This window comes from Allorhizobium ampelinum S4 (assembly GCF_000016285.1).
GTDB classification, from domain to species: Bacteria; Pseudomonadota; Alphaproteobacteria; order Rhizobiales; family Rhizobiaceae; genus Allorhizobium; species Allorhizobium ampelinum.
On the sequence record NC_011989.1, the window covers coordinates 3,226,299 to 3,243,679 of the forward strand.

12 protein-coding genes are annotated in these 17,381 nt (G+C 59.9%); 6 read left to right on the top strand and 6 right to left on the bottom strand.

Going from position 1 to position 17,381, the window contains the following annotated elements:
* Position 1: 1 nt before the first annotated feature.
* From AVI_RS15265 to AVI_RS15275, 3 genes are all read right to left on the bottom strand, one after another.
* Positions 2-640 (bottom strand): exopolysaccharide biosynthesis protein, encoded by a 639-nt coding sequence (locus AVI_RS15265; RefSeq protein ID WP_015917200.1) that lies wholly within the window; start codon positions 638-640, stop codon positions 2-4.
* Between the two features lie 110 nt (positions 641-750).
* Positions 751-2,604 (bottom strand): ABC transporter ATP-binding protein, encoded by a 1,854-nt coding sequence (locus tag AVI_RS15270; RefSeq protein ID WP_015917201.1) that lies wholly within the window; start codon positions 2,602-2,604, stop codon positions 751-753.
* 79 nt (positions 2,605-2,683) lie between these two features.
* A complete protein-coding gene (locus AVI_RS15275; RefSeq protein WP_015917202.1) occupies positions 2,684-3,847 on the bottom strand; it encodes a M20 aminoacylase family protein in 1,164 nt (387 codons plus the stop codon).
* Between the two features lie 279 nt (positions 3,848-4,126).
* Here AVI_RS15275 and AVI_RS15280 point away from each other — a divergent pair, with 279 nt between their 5' ends.
* The 4 genes from AVI_RS15280 to AVI_RS15295 all read left to right on the top strand — a co-directional run bounded on the left by AVI_RS15280 (position 4,127) and on the right by AVI_RS15295 (position 9,950).
* Complete coding sequence (locus AVI_RS15280; RefSeq protein WP_041697103.1) at positions 4,127-5,848, top strand: peptide ABC transporter substrate-binding protein; 1,722 nt, start codon at positions 4,127-4,129, stop codon at positions 5,846-5,848.
* Positions 5,849-6,196: 348 nt separating this feature from the next.
* Complete coding sequence (locus AVI_RS15285) at positions 6,197-7,903, top strand: peptide ABC transporter substrate-binding protein (protein ID WP_015917204.1); 1,707 nt, start codon at positions 6,197-6,199, stop codon at positions 7,901-7,903.
* Between the two features lie 126 nt (positions 7,904-8,029).
* Complete coding sequence (locus AVI_RS15290; protein ID WP_015917205.1) at positions 8,030-9,040, top strand: ABC transporter permease; 1,011 nt, start codon at positions 8,030-8,032, stop codon at positions 9,038-9,040.
* Complete coding sequence (locus AVI_RS15295; RefSeq protein ID WP_015917206.1) at positions 9,033-9,950, top strand: ABC transporter permease; 918 nt, start codon at positions 9,033-9,035, stop codon at positions 9,948-9,950. The genes AVI_RS15290 and AVI_RS15295 overlap by 8 nt, the downstream gene beginning before the upstream one ends.
* Before the next feature lie 25 nt (positions 9,951-9,975).
* Here the strand turns inward: AVI_RS15295 and AVI_RS15300 are convergent, their stop codons facing one another.
* Genes AVI_RS15300 through AVI_RS15310 form a run of 3 tightly spaced genes read right to left on the bottom strand, consistent with a single transcriptional unit; the run spans position 9,976 to position 14,899 of the window.
* Positions 9,976-11,097 (bottom strand): ABC transporter permease, encoded by a 1,122-nt coding sequence (locus AVI_RS15300; protein ID WP_041697105.1) that lies wholly within the window; start codon positions 11,095-11,097, stop codon positions 9,976-9,978.
* A gap of 5 nt (positions 11,098-11,102) precedes the next feature.
* Positions 11,103-13,847 carry a ribosome-associated ATPase/putative transporter RbbA gene (rbbA, locus tag AVI_RS15305; protein ID WP_015917208.1) on the bottom strand — a complete coding sequence of 915 codons (2,745 nt, stop codon included), beginning with the start codon at positions 13,845-13,847 and terminating at the stop codon, positions 11,103-11,105.
* Positions 13,848-13,858: 11 nt separating this feature from the next.
* Positions 13,859-14,899 carry an HlyD family secretion protein gene (locus AVI_RS15310; RefSeq protein WP_015917209.1) on the bottom strand — a complete coding sequence of 347 codons (1,041 nt, stop codon included), beginning with the start codon at positions 14,897-14,899 and terminating at the stop codon, positions 13,859-13,861.
* Positions 14,900-15,100: 201 nt separating this feature from the next.
* Between AVI_RS15310 and AVI_RS15315 the strand changes: the two genes are divergently transcribed.
* Together AVI_RS15315 and AVI_RS15320 are read left to right on the top strand one after the other, a co-directional pair.
* Complete coding sequence (locus tag AVI_RS15315) at positions 15,101-16,102, top strand: P1 family peptidase (RefSeq protein ID WP_015917210.1); 1,002 nt, start codon at positions 15,101-15,103, stop codon at positions 16,100-16,102.
* 118 nt (positions 16,103-16,220) lie between these two features.
* Complete coding sequence (locus AVI_RS15320; protein WP_041698217.1) at positions 16,221-17,381, top strand: alpha-D-ribose 1-methylphosphonate 5-triphosphate diphosphatase; 1,161 nt, start codon at positions 16,221-16,223, stop codon at positions 17,379-17,381.

Genomic DNA, 17,381 nt, shown 5'->3' on the forward strand with positions numbered 1-17,381 from the left:
TTTAGCCAAAGGATATGCTGAACAGCAATAAGGCCGCCTTGCCGAGCGCCACAATCACGCCCGCGACGACCACAATCGACAGAAGAAACACCACACTGCCCACCACAGCGTAAAGCCCGTCCTTCTCCAGAAGCGCGAAGGCAAACAGCGACAGGGCAATGGCCGGCAGGATATTGCCGAGCGGAATGGGCAATGCGAGAATGATGGCCAGAATGAAAGCCATGATCCCTAGGATGTTTTCCGCCGGTCCGCTTACCAGCAGGCCAAAGCGCGGCTTCAGCAGCCGCTCGCCCCGGGCAAGCCAGGGTACGATCCTGGCGACGATGGCGGAAAAATCGGCCCGCGCCAGCGAGCGTTTGGTGATCCAGCCGGGCAGCCAGGGCTGCCAGCCCAGCATCAACTGCGCCGCCAGAAAGACCAAAGGCGCGCCTGTTATGGCCGACGTGCCAGGCGGGGTCGGCACGATATTGGGAAGCGCGAAGATCAGGATCAACGCGCCAAAAGCCCGGTCGCCGAGCGCCTCGAAAATATCACCAATCGAGACCCGCGCCCTCGTTTCATCCTCAGCAATCCGAAACAGGATCTGCGAAAGCGGCAGGGCCTCCGTCTGCTCAGCACCACTGTCCACTCTCTGATCCATTGCCGCTCCTCAAAGGTCGATGCGGAACCCGAAAAACGCTCCGCCGCGAGCGGCATATGGAAAGTCCCCGCGACGAACGCAAGGGTCGATAGAGAAAGGACCAGCGGCGCTTACACCGTTTCCTGCACCAGATGTCCCGCCGAGACCTCCCGGTAATGGCGCGCTGGCGGTTCATAGCCGAGGGGCCGGACCGGGCTCTTGATTTCATCGGTGGACATTTGCCGGGTGATGTTGCGGCGCGCCGGATCGGGCACCGGCACCGCGGCGATCAGCTTTTTGGTATAGGGATGCTGCGGATTGTCGAACACCGCCTGGCGCGGGCCGATTTCAACGATTTCACCCAGATACATCACCGCAACCCGGTGGCTGACGCGCTCCACCACGGCCATGTCATGGGAAATGAACAGATAGGCGAGATTGAAGCTTTCCTGCAAATCAAGCAGCAGGTTGCAGACCTGCGCTTTGATCGATACGTCGAGCGCCGAGACCGCTTCGTCGGCGACGATCACTTTCGGATCGAGCATCAGCGAACGGGCAATGGCGACGCGCTGGCGCTGACCGCCGGAAAACTCATGCGGGTAGCGGCGCATCATATCGGCGCTGAGGCCGACGCGCTGCAACAGATCGGCAGCCTTTTCGCGCGCCTGTGCCTTGGTGCCGAGGTTATGCTCCAGAAACGGCTCCATCACCGCGGTACCCACCGACATACGCGGATCAAGGCTGGCAAAGGGGTCCTGAAACACCATCTGGATGCTGCGGCGCATCTTGCGCAGGGTGCTACTGTCGAGCGACATGACATTATAACCATCGAGCGCAATCGTGCCGCTGCTCGGCTCGATCAGTCGGGTAATCGAGCGGCCCGTCGTCGACTTGCCGCAACCGGATTCACCGACAAGCGACAGGGTCTCGCCGGGCCTGAGATCGAAGCTGACATTTTCTACCGCATGCACAGCGCCGGATTTACGCCCCAGCAGTCCCGAACGGATAGCAAAGCGTGTCGTCAGATTTTTCACTTCGAGGATCGGGCGCGGCACCATGTCGAGGGCGCCGACTTCCGCTTCCTCGACCAGGGTGTCACCGGTCTTGATGTCAATCACCGGAAACCGCATCGGCAAGGCATGGCCGTGCATCGAACCGAGTTTCGGCACCGCCGACAGCAATGCCCGCGTATAGGGATGCTGGCCGCGGTTGAAAATATCATCCGTCGTGCCGCCTTCGACCATTTCACCCCGGAACATCACGATGGTGCGGTCAGACACCTCTGCCACAACCCCCATGTCATGGGTGATGAACAGCACCGACATGCCCTCTTCTTCCTGCAGGACCTTGATCAGGTCGAGGATCTGGCCCTGGATGGTCACATCCAGCGCCGTGGTCGGCTCGTCGGCGATCAGCAGTTTCGGCTTGGTGGCCAGTGCCATGGCGATCATCACCCGCTGGCGCATGCCGCCGGAAAACTGGTGAGGGAATTCATCGAACCGACTTTTGGCATTGGGAATGCGGACCTTTTCCAACAGCCGGATCACTTCGGATTTCGCCTCTGCCCTGGAAATATCGCGGTGGCATAGAATGGCCTCGGCGATCTGCTTGCCGATCGGGAAAATCGGGTTGAGGCTGGTCATCGGCTCCTGGAAAATCATCGAAATATCATTGCCGCGCACCCGGCGCATCTCTTCTGGTGCCAGCGTCAGCAATTCACGACCGTTCAGCTTGATGCTGCCCTCGATCCGGCTGAAATTCTTCGGCAGCAATTGCATGATCGACAGGGATGTCACACTCTTGCCCGAACCGGATTCGCCGACAATGGCGACCGTCTCACGCGGTGCGACATCGAAGCTCATGTTGCGCACCACGGAAGACCACTGGTCGCCGATCCGAAACGAGGTGGTCAGATTGCGCACGGACAGAACTGGCTGGACATGCCCGCCCTGAATTGCGCCCTGAGTGGTGAGATCTTCAGCCATAGGCCCGTTTTCCCCTGTTTTCGGCCTCGATTTCACGACCGAGGCACTTTATTATTGGTCCACCGCGACAAACACTAAGTCAGGCTGCCAAACCGGTTTCGGCCAATTCCACCCAATAGCTGATGCCGTAAGGAATGGCCTCGTCATTGAAGTCATAGGCCGGGTGGTGCAGATTGGCGGTATCGCCGACGCCTAAGAAAATGAAGGCGCCCGGACGGCTTTCCAGCATATAGGAAAAGTCCTCGGCGCCCATTTTCGGCGCCATATCGGTCTTCACCCGGTTTTCACCAGAGATCTTGGCAGCAACCGAGGCGGCAAAATCCGTCTCTTCGGCGTGATTGAAGGTAACGGGATAGCCCCGGTGATAATGCACTTCGGCGATAGCGCCATGCGCCATGGCCGTGGCGCTTGCCACTTCCTGCACGCGCTTTTCGGCAAAATCGCGGATCTGCGGCAGCAGGGTGCGCACGGTGCCGGTCAGGGTCACATCCATCGGAATAACATTATAGGCATCGCCGCCATGGGTGGTGGTGACGCTGATAACCAGCGATTCCAGCGGATCGACGCCGCGCGACACAATCGATTGCAAGGCAATGATCACATGCGCCGAAACCAGCACCGGATCGACCGACATATGCGGCTGGGCGGCATGGCTGCCCTTGCCCTTGATAACAATCTCGAACGTATCGGACGCCGCCATCAGCGAGCCCTTGCGAATGGCGAAATCGCCAAGCGGCACGCCCGGCGCATTGTGCATGCCGAACACTTGGGAAATGCCGAATTTTTCCATCATTCCGTCCTGCACCATAGCAAGACCACCGCCGCCGCCTTCTTCCGCCGGCTGGAAGATCACCGCAACCGAACCCGCGAAATTGCGGGTTTCCGCCAGATGCTTCGCCGCCCCCAGCAACATGGCGGTGTGGCCGTCATGGCCGCAGGCATGCATCTTGCCCGGCACCGTCGAAGCCCATGGCGCGCCAGTGATCTCGGTGATCGGCAAGGCATCCATGTCAGCGCGCATGCCAATGGTGGTACCCTCGCCGCGATTGCCCTTGATGATGCCAACGACACCCGTTCTGCCAATGCCTGTTTCCACCACGTCGCAGCCGAATTCCTTCAGCTTCTGCGTGACAAAAGCGGCTGTCTGATGCACATCGAACAACAGTTCCGGTGTCTGGTGCAAATGGCGCCGCCAGCCTGCGACCTCTTCCTGCAGGGCGCTGGCACGGTTCAAAATGGGCATGAATGACCTCTTTTTGCTGTTCCCATCCGGTTTTCGATGGCATACTGTTCATCAACTCTGGCGTTTTGCAAGTCGCAAATGCAATGAATGAACAAAAAATAGCCTGAAACGGCAATAGCCCAAAACTTAATCAGATCAGTGCTCTGGGTCACGTTCGAATGCCAAAGCGCTCCGTCATCTTGTCTGTTATTTTAGTAGATTAAACCTCTGCGTTCTTGACTCTGGGCGCCGTGCTGCGAAGCAATGCGATCATCTCAACCAAAGCAGGACACGGCAACCATGACGTATAACAGGCCCTTAAGGGCGCTATCGGCAGCCGCCATTTTCGCAGCGACTGGCGCATTTGTCAGCACCCCTGCCATAGCCGCACGCGGCACGGATGGCGACGTAAAGATCCTGTTCTGGCAGGCCGTTTCCAACCTCAATCCCTATCTGTCGGGCGGCAGCAAGGAAGTCTATGCCGCCTCGATGGTGATCGAGCCGCTGGCCGGTTTCGACGAGCAGGGCAATCTGTTCACCCGGCTCGCCGCCGAAATCCCCACTGTTGACAACGGGGGCATCGCCAAGGACATGACCTCGATCACCTGGAAATTGAAACCGGGTCTGACCTGGTCGGACGGCGGGACCGTCAGCGCCGATGACGTGGTATTCACCTGGAAATATTGCATGGCGCCCGGCGGCGGCTGCGCCCAGGCGGCCAAGTTCGACGGGGTGAAATCGGTGGAGGCCATCGACCCGCTGACCGTGAAAGTGACGTTTGACGCCCCCAAGCCCTTTGCCTACAGCGCCTTTGTCGGCCAACTCTCGCCAATTATCCAGCAATCCCAGTTCAAGGACTGCCTGGGCGAGAAAGCCCCACAATGCACCGAGGCCAATTTCAAGCCGCACGGCACCGGACCCTTCGTCGTCCGGGATTTCAAAGCCAATGACGTCGTGCTGTTTGACGCCAACCCGCGCTACCGCGATCCGGCCAAGCCAGCTTTTGCGAGCATCACCCTGAAAGGTGGCGGCGATGCGATGTCGGCGGCCCGCGCCGTGCTGGAAACCGGTGAATATGATTTTGCCTGGAATACGGTGGTGGAACCTGAAGTGACGGAATCCATGCTGAAAGCTGGCAAGGGCACCATGACCTCGGCCTTCAGCTCCACGGTCGAGCGCATTCAACTGAACCCCTATGCCGTCGATGCGGCCCTCGGTGCCAAACGCTCCACCAAAGAGGCCGGTCCGCATCCAGCCCTATCAGACCCTAGAGTACGCCGGGCGCTGGCGCTCGCCATCGACCGCGATGTGATCGTTGAGGCAGGCTATGGCGCTGCCGGCCAGCCGACCTGTAACATCATCCCGGCCCCGGATATTTTCGCCTCCAAGGCCAAGACGTGGTGCGGAAAGCAGGACCTGGACGGAGCCAACACGCTGCTGGACGAAGCAGGCTGGAAAAAAGGCCCCGATGGCGTCCGCGTAAAGGACGGCCGAAAACTGTCCTTTCTGTTCCTGACCACCACCAATTCGGTGCGCCAGGGCACGCAGGTTCTGGTCAAGGACATGTGGTCACAGATCGGGGTCGAAACCGAATTGCGCAATGTCTCCGCTTCGGTGTTCTTCGGCGGCGATCCAGCCAGCCCTGACACTTACCAGAAGTTCTATGCCGACGTGCAAATGTATGCCAGCGGCTTTGAAAGCACCGATCCTGAGAAATTCATGGGTGGTTTCACCTGTGAAAAGATCCCCACTCCCGCTAATAACTGGCAGGGTGAGAACATCGCCCGCTACTGCGATCCGGCCTATGACACGCTGCTGAGCGAGCTACGCAGGACCTCCGGCACCGAAAAACGCGCCGAACTGGTCCGCACATTGAATGACATGATCGTCAATGACGGCCTGGTCATTCCGCTGGTCAATCGCGGCGAGCCCTCGGCCATCTCGAACACGCTGAAGGGTGCAAAACTCAATCCCTGGGATTCACAGTTGTGGAATGTTGCGGACTGGACCCGTAGCAAGTAAGATCCATTATAAGAAGCGCATATTGATACGCGACATGCTGACGCCACTGACGCCAGCATGTTTGAAGCGCCTTGCCACCGAATGGTACTTTGACCCGCACCCTATCCACAGTTGATGCACGGTCTCGCATTTTCCATCTTGAATGAAAAATAAGCTTGTGATTTTATAGCCCAAAATTTGGGCAAACCAATCATCAGGACAGGCAATCCGACCAGGCCCAGAGGGGATCAGGGCCATATACTCTTTAAATTCAATGCCATTGAGGCAATGGGGAAAATTGGCAGCGTCCTTGCATGCGCTGCCAGAAGAAAACTCTCGACCACGAGATTAACAAGGGAACAGCAAACCATGCGTAACATCCGGTTGATTCTGGCGGCATCCGTCGCGTCATTGATGATGACGGGCGCGCCAGCCATGGCCCAGCGCGGCAGTGACGGCGATCTGAAGATGCTTTTCTGGCAGGCCGTGTCCACCATGAACATCTATCTGTCCGGCGGCACCAAGGAGCAATATGCATCCTCCATCGTCATTGAGCCGCTGGCCGGCTTCGACGAAAAAGGCGAACTGGTTCCCAAGCTGGTTGACAGCATCCCAACTGTAGAAAACGGCGGCGTCTCCAAGGATCTGACCAGCATCACCTGGAAATTGTCGAACGGCATCAAATGGTCGGATGGCACGCCGGTTACCGCCGATGACGTGATCTTCACCTGGCAATATTGCACGGCAGATGGCGGCGGCTGCGCCCAGAAGCAGAAATATGACGGCGTAAAGACTGTCGAAGCGCTCGATCCGCAGACCATCAAGGTGACGTTCACCTCGCCAAAGCCCTATCCCTATTCGGCTTTTGTCGGCTCGCAGGCGCCGATCATCCAGAAGGCCCAGTTCAAGGATTGCCTCGGCCCCAAGGCGCCGGAATGCACGGCTGCCAACTTTGCCCCTATCGGCACCGGCCCCTTCAAGGTCAAGGAATTCAAGCCGAACGACGTGATCACCTTCACGGCCAATGAAAACTACCGCGATCCGGCCAAGCCCGCCTTTGCAACCGCAACGCTGAAAGGCGGCGGCGATGCGCTGTCAGCGGCCCGTGCCGTGATGGAAACTGGCGAATACGACTATGCCTGGAACATGCAGGTCGAGCCTGAAGTGCTGGCAACCATGGAAGCCGCCGGCAAAGGCAAGATCATCACCGCTTTCGGCAGCCAGGTCGAGCGTATCAACCTCAACTTCACCAATGCCGATCCGGCACTTGGCGACAAACGCTCCACCAAGGAAGGCGGCCCGCATCCGTCCCTGTCCGACCCGGCTGTGCGCAAGGCGCTCTCCATGGCCATCGACCGTGATGTGATTGTCGAAGCCGGTTATGGCCTTGCCGGCAAGCCGACCTGCAATATCGTCCCCGGCCCGGATATCTATGTCTCCACCACCAATGACTGGTGCCTGAAGCAGGATATCGACGGCGCCAACAAGCTGCTGGACGATGCTGGCTGGAAAAAGGGCTCTGACGGCATCCGCGCCAAGAACGGCGTCAAGCTGAACTTCCTCTACCTGACCTCGACCAATTCCGTCCGCCAGGGCACCCAGGCGCTGGTCAAGGATATGTGGTCGCAGATCGGCGTTGGCGCTGAACTGCGCAACGTTTCGGCCTCGGTATTCTTCGGCGGCGATCCGTCCAGCCCGGACACGTTCCAGAAATTCTACGCCGACGTGGAAATGTACACCAACAATTTCGACGGCACCGACCCGGAAGCCTATATGGCCGAATGGATGTGCGACAAGATCCCAAGCCCGGCAAACGGCTGGCAGGGCCAGAACATGCCGCGCTATTGCGATCCAGCCTATGATGCACTCGTCACCAAGCTTTCCCAGACCGCCAAGATCGAAGAGCGCGTCGAGATCGTCAAGAAGCTCAACGACATGCTGACGGAAGCTGGCGCGCATCTGCCGCTCGTCTATCGCGGTCAGCCTTCGGCCTTCGCCGCAAGTCTCCAGGGCATCAAGATGACCGGCTGGGACAGCGAGTTGTGGAACATCGCCGACTGGTCGCGCGCCAAGTAACAAGCGCCTTGCCGGACCCGCATGACGCGGGTCCGGTGAGCTGGCGGTTATCGGCACCCACTATGCGCCGACGCCCTGTTCCAGCTTCATCTCTCCTCCCTGGCGCGCCCGGAGATATAAAAAATAATGTTTACCTATACGATCCGGCGATTGCTGTTTGCCATCCCGACCCTGCTGATCATCAGCTTCATCATTTTCGCGCTGCTGGCGATGGCGCCCAACAATCCGCTCGGCGATTTGCCGCTAACGATCCCACCGGAAGTGCGCGAACAGATGCGCGCCGCCCTTGGCCTCGACCAGCCGATGATTGTGCGCTTTTTCCTGTGGCTGAAGCAGTTCTTCATCAATGAGCCGCTGAATATTTTCGAGCAGATCACCGGCCTGACCGTCGGTTCCGGCCAGCGTCTGCGGGTCCTGTCCTGGACCACCCGCAGCCCCGTCGTCGACCTGATCGTCCAGCGCATGCCGCAGACGCTTTGGGTTGTCGGCCTGTCCTATGTGTTCGGCGTATTGCTGGCCATTCCGCTTGGCGTCATCTCGGCCTACAAGCAATATTCGATCTTCGATCAGATTGGCACCTTCGTCTCTATGGTCGGCTATTCCGTGCCGACCTTCTTTACCGGCGTGCTGCTGATCGTGATCTTCTCCTCGACCCTGCACTGGTTTCCCTCGGTCTACGATACCAATCTCCAGGTCGTGGACTGGACAAGCTTCGTCGCCCAGGTCAAGCAGATGGTGCTGCCGGTCATGGTGCTGACGCTCTATAATACCTCGCAGATCAGCCGATTCGTGCGCGCTTCCATGCTGGACAATCTGCATCAGGACTATGTGCGTACCGCACGAGCCAAGGGCGTCAAGGAAAAGACCGTGCTGCTGGTGCATGTGCTGCGCAACAGCCTGATCCCGGTTGTAACAGTGATTGCGCTCGGCGTGCCGACGATCTTTTCCGGCGCGATCATCACCGAGCAGATTTTCCGGGTCAACGGTCTTGGCCAATTGCTGATCACCGCCATCCAGAGCGGCGACTTGCCGCTGGTGCAGACACTGACCTTCATCTTCGCCGTGCTGATCGTACTCTTCAATCTTATTGCCGACGTGTTGTACGGCATTCTCGATCCGAGGATCCGCTATGACTGATGCACCCCTCACCACCCAGGCCAAAGCCGACCGCTCGCAATCCTTCAGTGCCCAGCTTTGGGGGCAGTTCCGCCGCCATACCGGCGGGGTGATCGGCCTTGCCGTCTTCGTGCTGATCGTTCTGGCCGTCTATGTCGGGCCTTTGATCCACCGCGTCGATCCCAACAAGCTGAATATCCGCGACAAGAACCAGGGACCGTCCTGGGTCCATCCGTTCGGCACCGACAATCTTGGCCATGATCTGTTCGCGCAGGTTCTGGCCGGCGGGCAGATCTCGCTGGCGGTTGGCATGGTGGCCATGCTGATTTCGCTGTTCGTCGGTACACTGATCGGCGTGCTCTCCGGCTATTTCAAGCGGATCGACGGGCCGTTGATGCGCATCACCGATCTGTTCCTGGCTCTACCGATCCTGCCGCTGCTGCTGGTCATCACCATGCTGTTTCGTGATGTGCTGCGCGCCGCGTTCGGCCCGGAAGCCGGGATTTTCATCCTGATCGTCTTCGTCATCGGCATTACCAGCTGGATGCACACCGCCCGCATCGTGCGCGGCGATGTACTGACGGTGAAAAACCAGGAATTCGTGCTGGCCGCCAAGGCCAGCGGCATGCGGGAATACCGGGTGATCCTCAAGCATATCGTTCCCAATGTGCTCAGCTCCGTCATGGTCTCGGCCACACTCGGCATTGCCTCGGCGATCATCACGGAATCGGCCCTCAGCTTTCTCGGCCTCGGCTTCCCCTCCGACTTCCCGACCTGGGGTCGATTGCTCTATGACGGTGTGAACTTCCTACAAATCACCCCGGCCCGCGCCATCTGGCCAGGTCTGGCGATTTCGCTCACCGTCCTCAGCGTCAACTATATCGGCGATGGCATCCGTGATGCGCTCGATCCGCGCTCGATGAAGCGCTGATCTTTTATCCGGTCAGGACGTTCATTCACTGCTGCGCGGCGATGAACGTCCGGAACCGGCTGAGACTGAACAGGAAAAATATCAGCCCGATGCCAAGCGTCGCGGTAAATTGCGGCCAGACCACATCGAAGCCCGCGCCGCGATAGAGAATGGCCTGTGAAAAGGCGACGAAATGGGTCGAAGGTGAGACCTGCATGGCGTTTTGCAGCCATTGCGGCTGGCTTTCCAGCGGGGTGAACCCGCCTGACAGGATATTCATCGGCAAAGCGGTGAGGATGAACAGCAGCGCCAGTTGCGGCATGCTGCGGGCCAGCGTCCCTAAAAACAGCCCGAACGAGGTGACGAAGAACAGGTAGAGCGCCACGCCCGCCATATAGAGCGTCAGTGAGCCGGTAATGTGCATGCCGAGCACCTTGACCAACACGGTGACGATGGCAAACAGCGTCATGACCAGAATAACCAGACCATTGGCGGCAAGCTTGCTGACCATGATTTCGACAGGCCTGACCGGCATGACCAACAAATGTTCCAGCGTCCCATGTTCCCGTTCGCGTACCAAAGCGGCGCCCGCCAGCAGGATGGCCAGCATGGTAATATTGTTGATCAGCGCCATCGTGCCGGAAAACCACTCCGAATTCAGCGATTGATTGAAGGCGAGCCGTGTTTCCACCGTTACCGCCTGACTGCTTGAGACGCCGACACGCTGGGCATAAAGCCCGACCTGCTGGCTGACGATCTGCTGGATGGTGCTGGAGCCCACCCCCGCCTGCATCAACGCGGTCGCGTCAATCAGCAACTGCACCGAGGGGCTACGCCCGGCCAAAACATCAGCCTCGAACCGTTCGGGAATATCCAGCACAAAGGTGTAGCGCGCCTGATCCATAGCGCGGTCGATATCCTGGGGCGCGATTGCCACCGGCTTTTGAAAGCGCGGCGGCATCAATCCGTCGAGAATGGAAGACGACAATTGCGACATGTCCCGGTCCACCACGGCCAGCGTCGCATTGCGCAGATCGTGGGAAAGACCGGTCGCCTGGGTATAGATCGCCAGGCTGAAGGCATAGATGACCATGGCCATCAGCACCTTGTCGCGCAAAAGCCCGATCAACTCCTTACGAAACAGAGCAAATACCGTGCGAAGATCCATATCCCTTACCTTTCCTGCTTGCGCAGCAGCGACCAGCCAAGCCCGATGGCGCCAATCCAGAACAGGGCCAGCGGCCAGACGAAGCCCATTAGCTCGACAAAGCCCAACCCCTTGGTGAAAGCCCCGACGCTGGCGCGCATGAAATAGGTGGTGGGAAACACCAGGCCGATGACGTGGCCCATGCCCTGCAGCGACGACACCGGCTGCAACAAGCCGGAAAATTGCGTACCGGGCATCATCGTGCCGATGGCGGTGACGAACAGGGCCGCCACCTGGGTTGAGGTGAAGGTTGAGCTTAAAATACCGATTGAGGTTGTCGCCAGCACATAGACAAAAGCAGCCACCGATAGACCGGCAAGAGAGCCTTTCAACGGCACACCGAACAGCCAGACGGACAGCAGGAACATCATCAGGAAGTTGATGAAGCCGATGGCCACATAGGGCAATTGCTTGCCCAGCAGAAATTCCAGCTTGGTGACCGGCGTCACGTAGAGATTGCTGATCGACCCCATTTCCTTTTCCGACACGACACCGAGCGCCGTCAGGATCGAGGGAATGAACACCAGCAGCAGGGCGATCACCGCTGGCACCATGGCATTCAGGCTGAGAAAAGCCTGATTGTAGCGGTAACGCATTTCCACGCCAGCCACCGACCGGATCGTTCCTCCAGACTGACGGACAATCTCCTGCAAGAACCGCTGATGGGCACCGGAGACATAGCCGAGCGCCGTCTCACCACGGAACGGCATGGCGCCGTCCAACATGGCCAGCACGTTCGGCCGCTTGCCGGCCCGCAGATCAGCGCCGAATTTCTCGGGTATATCAAGCGCCAGCATAATGTCGTTGGCCTTCAACCGCGACAGCATCCCGGCTTCATCTGAGATGGCCGGTTGCAGGGTGAAGGCGGTGGAGGCCGAATAGGCATCGATATAGGCCCGGCTCTCGGCGCTCTGGTCGCGGTCGAGCACCGCAAACCGCAGATGGTCGACATCCAGCGTCAGGCCGTAGCCGAAAATCAGCATCAGCAGCGCCGTGCCAGCCAGGGCGAAACCAAGCCGGATCTTGTCGCGCATCAGCTCCATCGTCTCGCGCCGCGCATAGGCCATGAGCCGGGCCGGAGAAAACCCCTTGCGCACCAAGGCCCCGGCAGCGTTCTCCACCACCGTTGCGGCACCGGCCTGCGGCTGGGTTGCTGCATCAGTCAGGTTTTCCTGTCGTCCTCCCGCCTTCATGAAGGCGACGAAGGCATCGTCGAGGCTGGCGCTGCCGGTCTGCTCCTTCAGCTCCTGCGGGGTGCCGCTGGCAATCACCTTGCCTGCATGCATGAAGGCGATCCGGTCGCAACGCTCGGCTTCGGCCATGAAATGGGTGGAGACGAAAATTGTCACGCCGTTTTGCCGCGATTGCTCCACCAGATCGTTCCAGAAGCCGTCACGCGCCAGCGGATCGACGCCGGATGTCGGCTCGTCGAGGATCAGGATATCCGGCTGGTGGATCAGCGCCACGGCCAGTTGCAGGCGCTGGCGCACCCCGAGCAGCAGATCGCTCGACAGGAACTGCAAATAGGGCTGAAGGCCGAACTGCTGCGCCACGGTCTCGATCCGCGCCTTGGCCGCCTCCCCGGTCAGGTCGAAAATCGCCGCATGCAGGTTGAGATTCTGCTGCACCGTCAATTCGGCATACAGCGAAAAGCCCTGCGACATGTAACCGACCCGACGGCGAGCATCGACATCGCCGGCACCCGTCTTGGCATCGACCGACTGGCCAAACAGCCGCGCCTCGCCGCTACTGGCTGGCAAAAGCCCGGTCAGCATTTTCATGGTGGTGGATTTCCCACAGCCATTCGAACCGAGGAAGCCGAAAATTTCGCCCTTGGGAATGCGGAAGCTGACATGATCAACGGCGGTAAAAGCCCCGAATGACCGGGTCAGCTCCTTGGCCTCGATGGCAACCTCGCCCCGATCCACGAAAGCAAGCCTGGGCGGCGGATCGCCATAGCCCTGTTTTGCCTCATCCGGCAGAAGCGCAATGAAAGCCTGTTCTAGGGTTTGTCGCCCGGTTTGTTGCAGCAGGGTCTCGCAGGTGCCATCCGCCAGGATACGGCCATCGTGCACCAGAACCACGCGCTGGAACCGGCTCGCCTCCTCCATGTCTGACGTGGCGGTGATAATGGTCAGGCCGGGCCGCGAGGCCTGGATGCTCTCCACCAGGTCCCAGAACTGCCGCCGTGACAAGGGATCGACACCGGTCGTCGGCTCATCGAGCAGCAGGAGATCGGGATCGTGCACCAGGGCGCAGCACAGGCCGAGCTTCTGCTTCATGCCGCCCGACAGCTTGCCCATCAGCCGGTCACCGAACGGATCGAGCCCGGTCGCCTTCAGCAGCCGGTCAATACGCCCGGCCCGTTCCGTCGCGTCCTGCCCGAACAGCCGGCCGAAGAAGTCGATATTCTCGACAACCGTCAGGTTCGGATAGAGGTTGCGGCCCAGGCCCTGTGGCATATAGGCGATGCGCGGCTGCACGTCGGTGCGCGCACCGGCGCTCGCCATATCCGCCCCAAGCGCCGTGATCCGGCCTTGTTGGATTTTTTTTGCGCCCGCCAGCAGCGCCAGAAGTGTGGATTTGCCCACCCCGTCCGGCCCGACCAGGGCCACCCGCGATCCCGCCTCGATGGCGAGGTCGATGGCGCTTAAGGCCTGGCGCTTACCATAGAAATGGGACAGGCCTGCCAGTTCGACAGCGTTTTCCATAGCTGCCCCGCTTAAGGCTTATTGGCGGAAGGTTGGGTATTCGAAGCCGAAGGGTCGAGAGGCGCTGTCGTCAGATCGGATTGCAGCCGATCCGGCCAGACCGCGGCCGCATCGGTCTTCACATAGCCAAGACCGGTGATCCCGGTTTTGACGAGCGGCAGATATTGCTTTACCAGTTCCTTCGGTGCGCTGATCTTGACGCGGAACATCAATCGGTCGCGCTCGCTGCGGATTTCCACCTGTTTCGGCGTATATTGCGCCTGCGGCGAGACGAAGGACACCGTTCCGGGAATGGCCCGGTCCGGCAGAATATCGAGCAGGATACGGCCCTCGGCACCGATTGCGGTTTTCGCGGCGTCCGCAGACGGAAGATAGATCGTCATATAAACATCCGACAGATCAAGCACGGTCAACACCTTGCCGCCCGCCGCCAGCACCTCGCCCGGCTCCGCAAGCCGGTAAAGCACCCGCCCGTCCTTCGGCGCCGTCAGCGTCGCATCGGCAACGGTCTGGGCGATGCGGTCGGCCTCCGCCTTGGCATTGTCGATGGTCGCCTGCACGCTGTTCAACGTGCTCTCGGCCGCCGAGACCGCCGCCTTGTCGCTGTCACGGGTCAGCCGCTGACTGTCAACCGCCTGATCGGAAACGAAACCCTTGCCGAGCAGGACCAGCTTGCGCTCCAGATCCTTTTCGGCCAGATCGAGCTGGCTTTGTGCCTGAGACAATTTGAACGCCGAAGCATCGCGGCTCTGTTCGGCTTCGGCGATCTTGGCCTTTGCCGCGCGCAACTGGCTTTGCAGTTCCACCGTATCCATATGCGCCAGCACCTGGCCCTTGGTGACCAAATCGCCCTCGCCGACTTCGACGGAGACCAGCCGGCCTGCGCTTTTGCTGGCAATATCGACCTCGGTCGCCTCGATCCGGCCATTGCCCGTGACGATGCCTGACGGCAGCGTATCGGCTCGCCCGAATTTCAAATAGGCATAGGTGCCGCCGGATGCGGCAAGCAGAACGACAACGAAGGCAAGGGCGAATTTCTGGGGCTTCTGCATGGACAGCTCAAATCTCGAAAAGGGTGCCGACAGCGTGGAAATCCAACGGTCGGTCAAGCCGTAAGACACTAAATTCACTGTATAAACTTGTTACGAGCGCTTTCAGGGTATAACGCTTATGCGTCAAACTTACTGGCCTTTGCCGGTGCGTCCTTGATTGAAATCAAGTCGTCCGCAACACAATCCGAAGGAGCATCCCGCATGAAGCCCGGCCCTCTCAACCTGCTGACGGATGTTACCGGTCTTTCGGTCGGTCATGCCACCGATCTGGCGCTCGGTTCCGGGGTGACTGTCATCATCTTCGATCAACCGGCCACCGCATCCGGCTCGGTGCTGGGCGGTGCGCCGGGTGGGCGTGAGACGGGTTTGCTCGATCCGGCGCTGTCCCTGGTCACGCAGGTCAATGCGCTGGTCCTGTCGGGCGGTTCCGCCTTTGGGCTGGATGCAGCGGGCGGCGTGCAGGCGGGCCTGCGCCAGATCGGCCAGGGGTTTCCGGTCGGTGATATGAACGTCCCCATCGTGCCGCAGGCAATCCTGATGGATCTGCTGAATGGCGGCAACAAGGATTGGGGCCTCCATTCCCCCTATCGCGAAATGGGCTATGAGGCCTTTCAGGCCCGCAGTAGAGGCCGCTTCGCGTTAGGAACAATCGGGGCTGGAACAGGGGCCACCACCGCGACGGTCAAGGGCGGGCTCGGTTCGGCCAGCGCCATCTCCGCCAGCGGCCATACCGTGGCGGCCTTGGTTGCTGTCAATGCGCTTGGCACGGCCACTATTGGCCACTCGCGGCATTTCTGGGCGGCACCTTTCGAGCAAGACGGTGAATTCGGCGGTCTCGGCATGCCCTCCTCTTTCAGCCCTGATGATAGCGCATTGCGCCTCAAGGGCCGCGACCCGATCGCCACCACCATTGGCGTCATTGTCACAGATGCTGAACTGACCAAGGCGGAATGCCACCGCCTGTCGATCATGGCTCATGACGGACTCGCGCGGGCTCTGCTGCCTGCCCATCTGCCTGCCGATGGCGATACGGTGTTTGCCGCTGCCACCGGCGAAAAGCCACTGCCGGACCTTGCCAGTTTCATGGACCTTTGCCATCTCGCCACCCTCACCATGGCCCGCGCCATCGCCCGTGGCGTGTATGAAGCGCAAGCCCTGCCTTACGACGATGCCCAACTGGCCTGGCGTGATCTGGCTGTCTGATTTTACTCCGCTGACATAGAACGGTCATCACAGAGATTTACACCGCGCCTGTTGCAGCACGGCTCGAATCGCCTGAACCATGCTATGTGGAATAAAAAGCGGAGAGATCGGGATGGACATGAGCGGTAAGACACCTTCGAAACGCCTGGTCCTGACCAATGCCGCCCTTGTCCTTGCCGACCGCATACAGACCGGCACGGTCGAAATTGAAAACGGCCAGATCATCGCCATCGGCCCGTTAACCCATGCCAGCGACGCCATCGACCTTGGTGGCGACATGCTGATCCCAGGCCTCGTCGATATCCACACCGACCATTTCGAAAAGCATGTCTTTCCCCGCCACCATGTCCGCTGGAACTATACGACGGCGGCCCTTGCCCATGACGCGCAAATCATCGGCGCCGGCATTACCACCGTGTTCGACAGTCTCTGCGTCGGCGCAGCGGAAGACGGCAGCGAGCGGGCGGAAATCCTCGGGCCAATGATCGAGGCGCTGGAAAAGGCTCAAGGTGCTGGCATGTTGCGGGCCGAGCATTTCGTGCATCTGCGCTGCGAAGTGATCGATGAACAAACGCCTGCGCTGATGGAAGCCAATATTGGCCATGCTCTGGTGCGCGTCGTCTCTGTCATGGAGCATCTGCCCGGTATCCGCCAGACGCGAGATCTCGACACCTATCTGGCCAAGGTCGCGAAATTGCGCGGCGAAGCCCTTGCTGTGACCACAGCACGGGTTGCGGACCTGATCACCGCCAAACAGGCCATTGGCAACAGAATCCGCCCACAGGTGGTGGATATCGCCAAGCGCCACAACAAGCCGCTGCTCAGCCATGACGATACCGATATCGAGCATGTCGATCTCGCCGCTGACGAAGGCGTATCGATCAGCGAATTTCCCTGCACGCTGGAGGCCGCCCGCGAAGCCCGCAAACGTGGCATGCAGATCGTCGGCGGCGCACCGAATATCGTGCGCGGCGGCTCACAATCCGGCAATGTGGCAGTGCGTGATCTGCTGCTCGAAGGCCTCTGCGATATCCTCGCCTCCGATTATGTACCACGCGCCCTGCTGGACGCCCCCTTCGCCATCGCCGCCGACCCAGACCTCGCCTACGACCTGCCCGCCGCGATCCGCATGGTCAGCAAGACCCCGGCAGAAGCCTCCGGCCTCAACGACCGCGGCGAGATCGCGCTGGGCAAGCGCGCCGACCTCTTGCAAATTGGCCAGCATGGCGGCCATCCGTTCATCAAGCAGATCTGGCGTGAAGGGGTGCGGGTTGGGTGA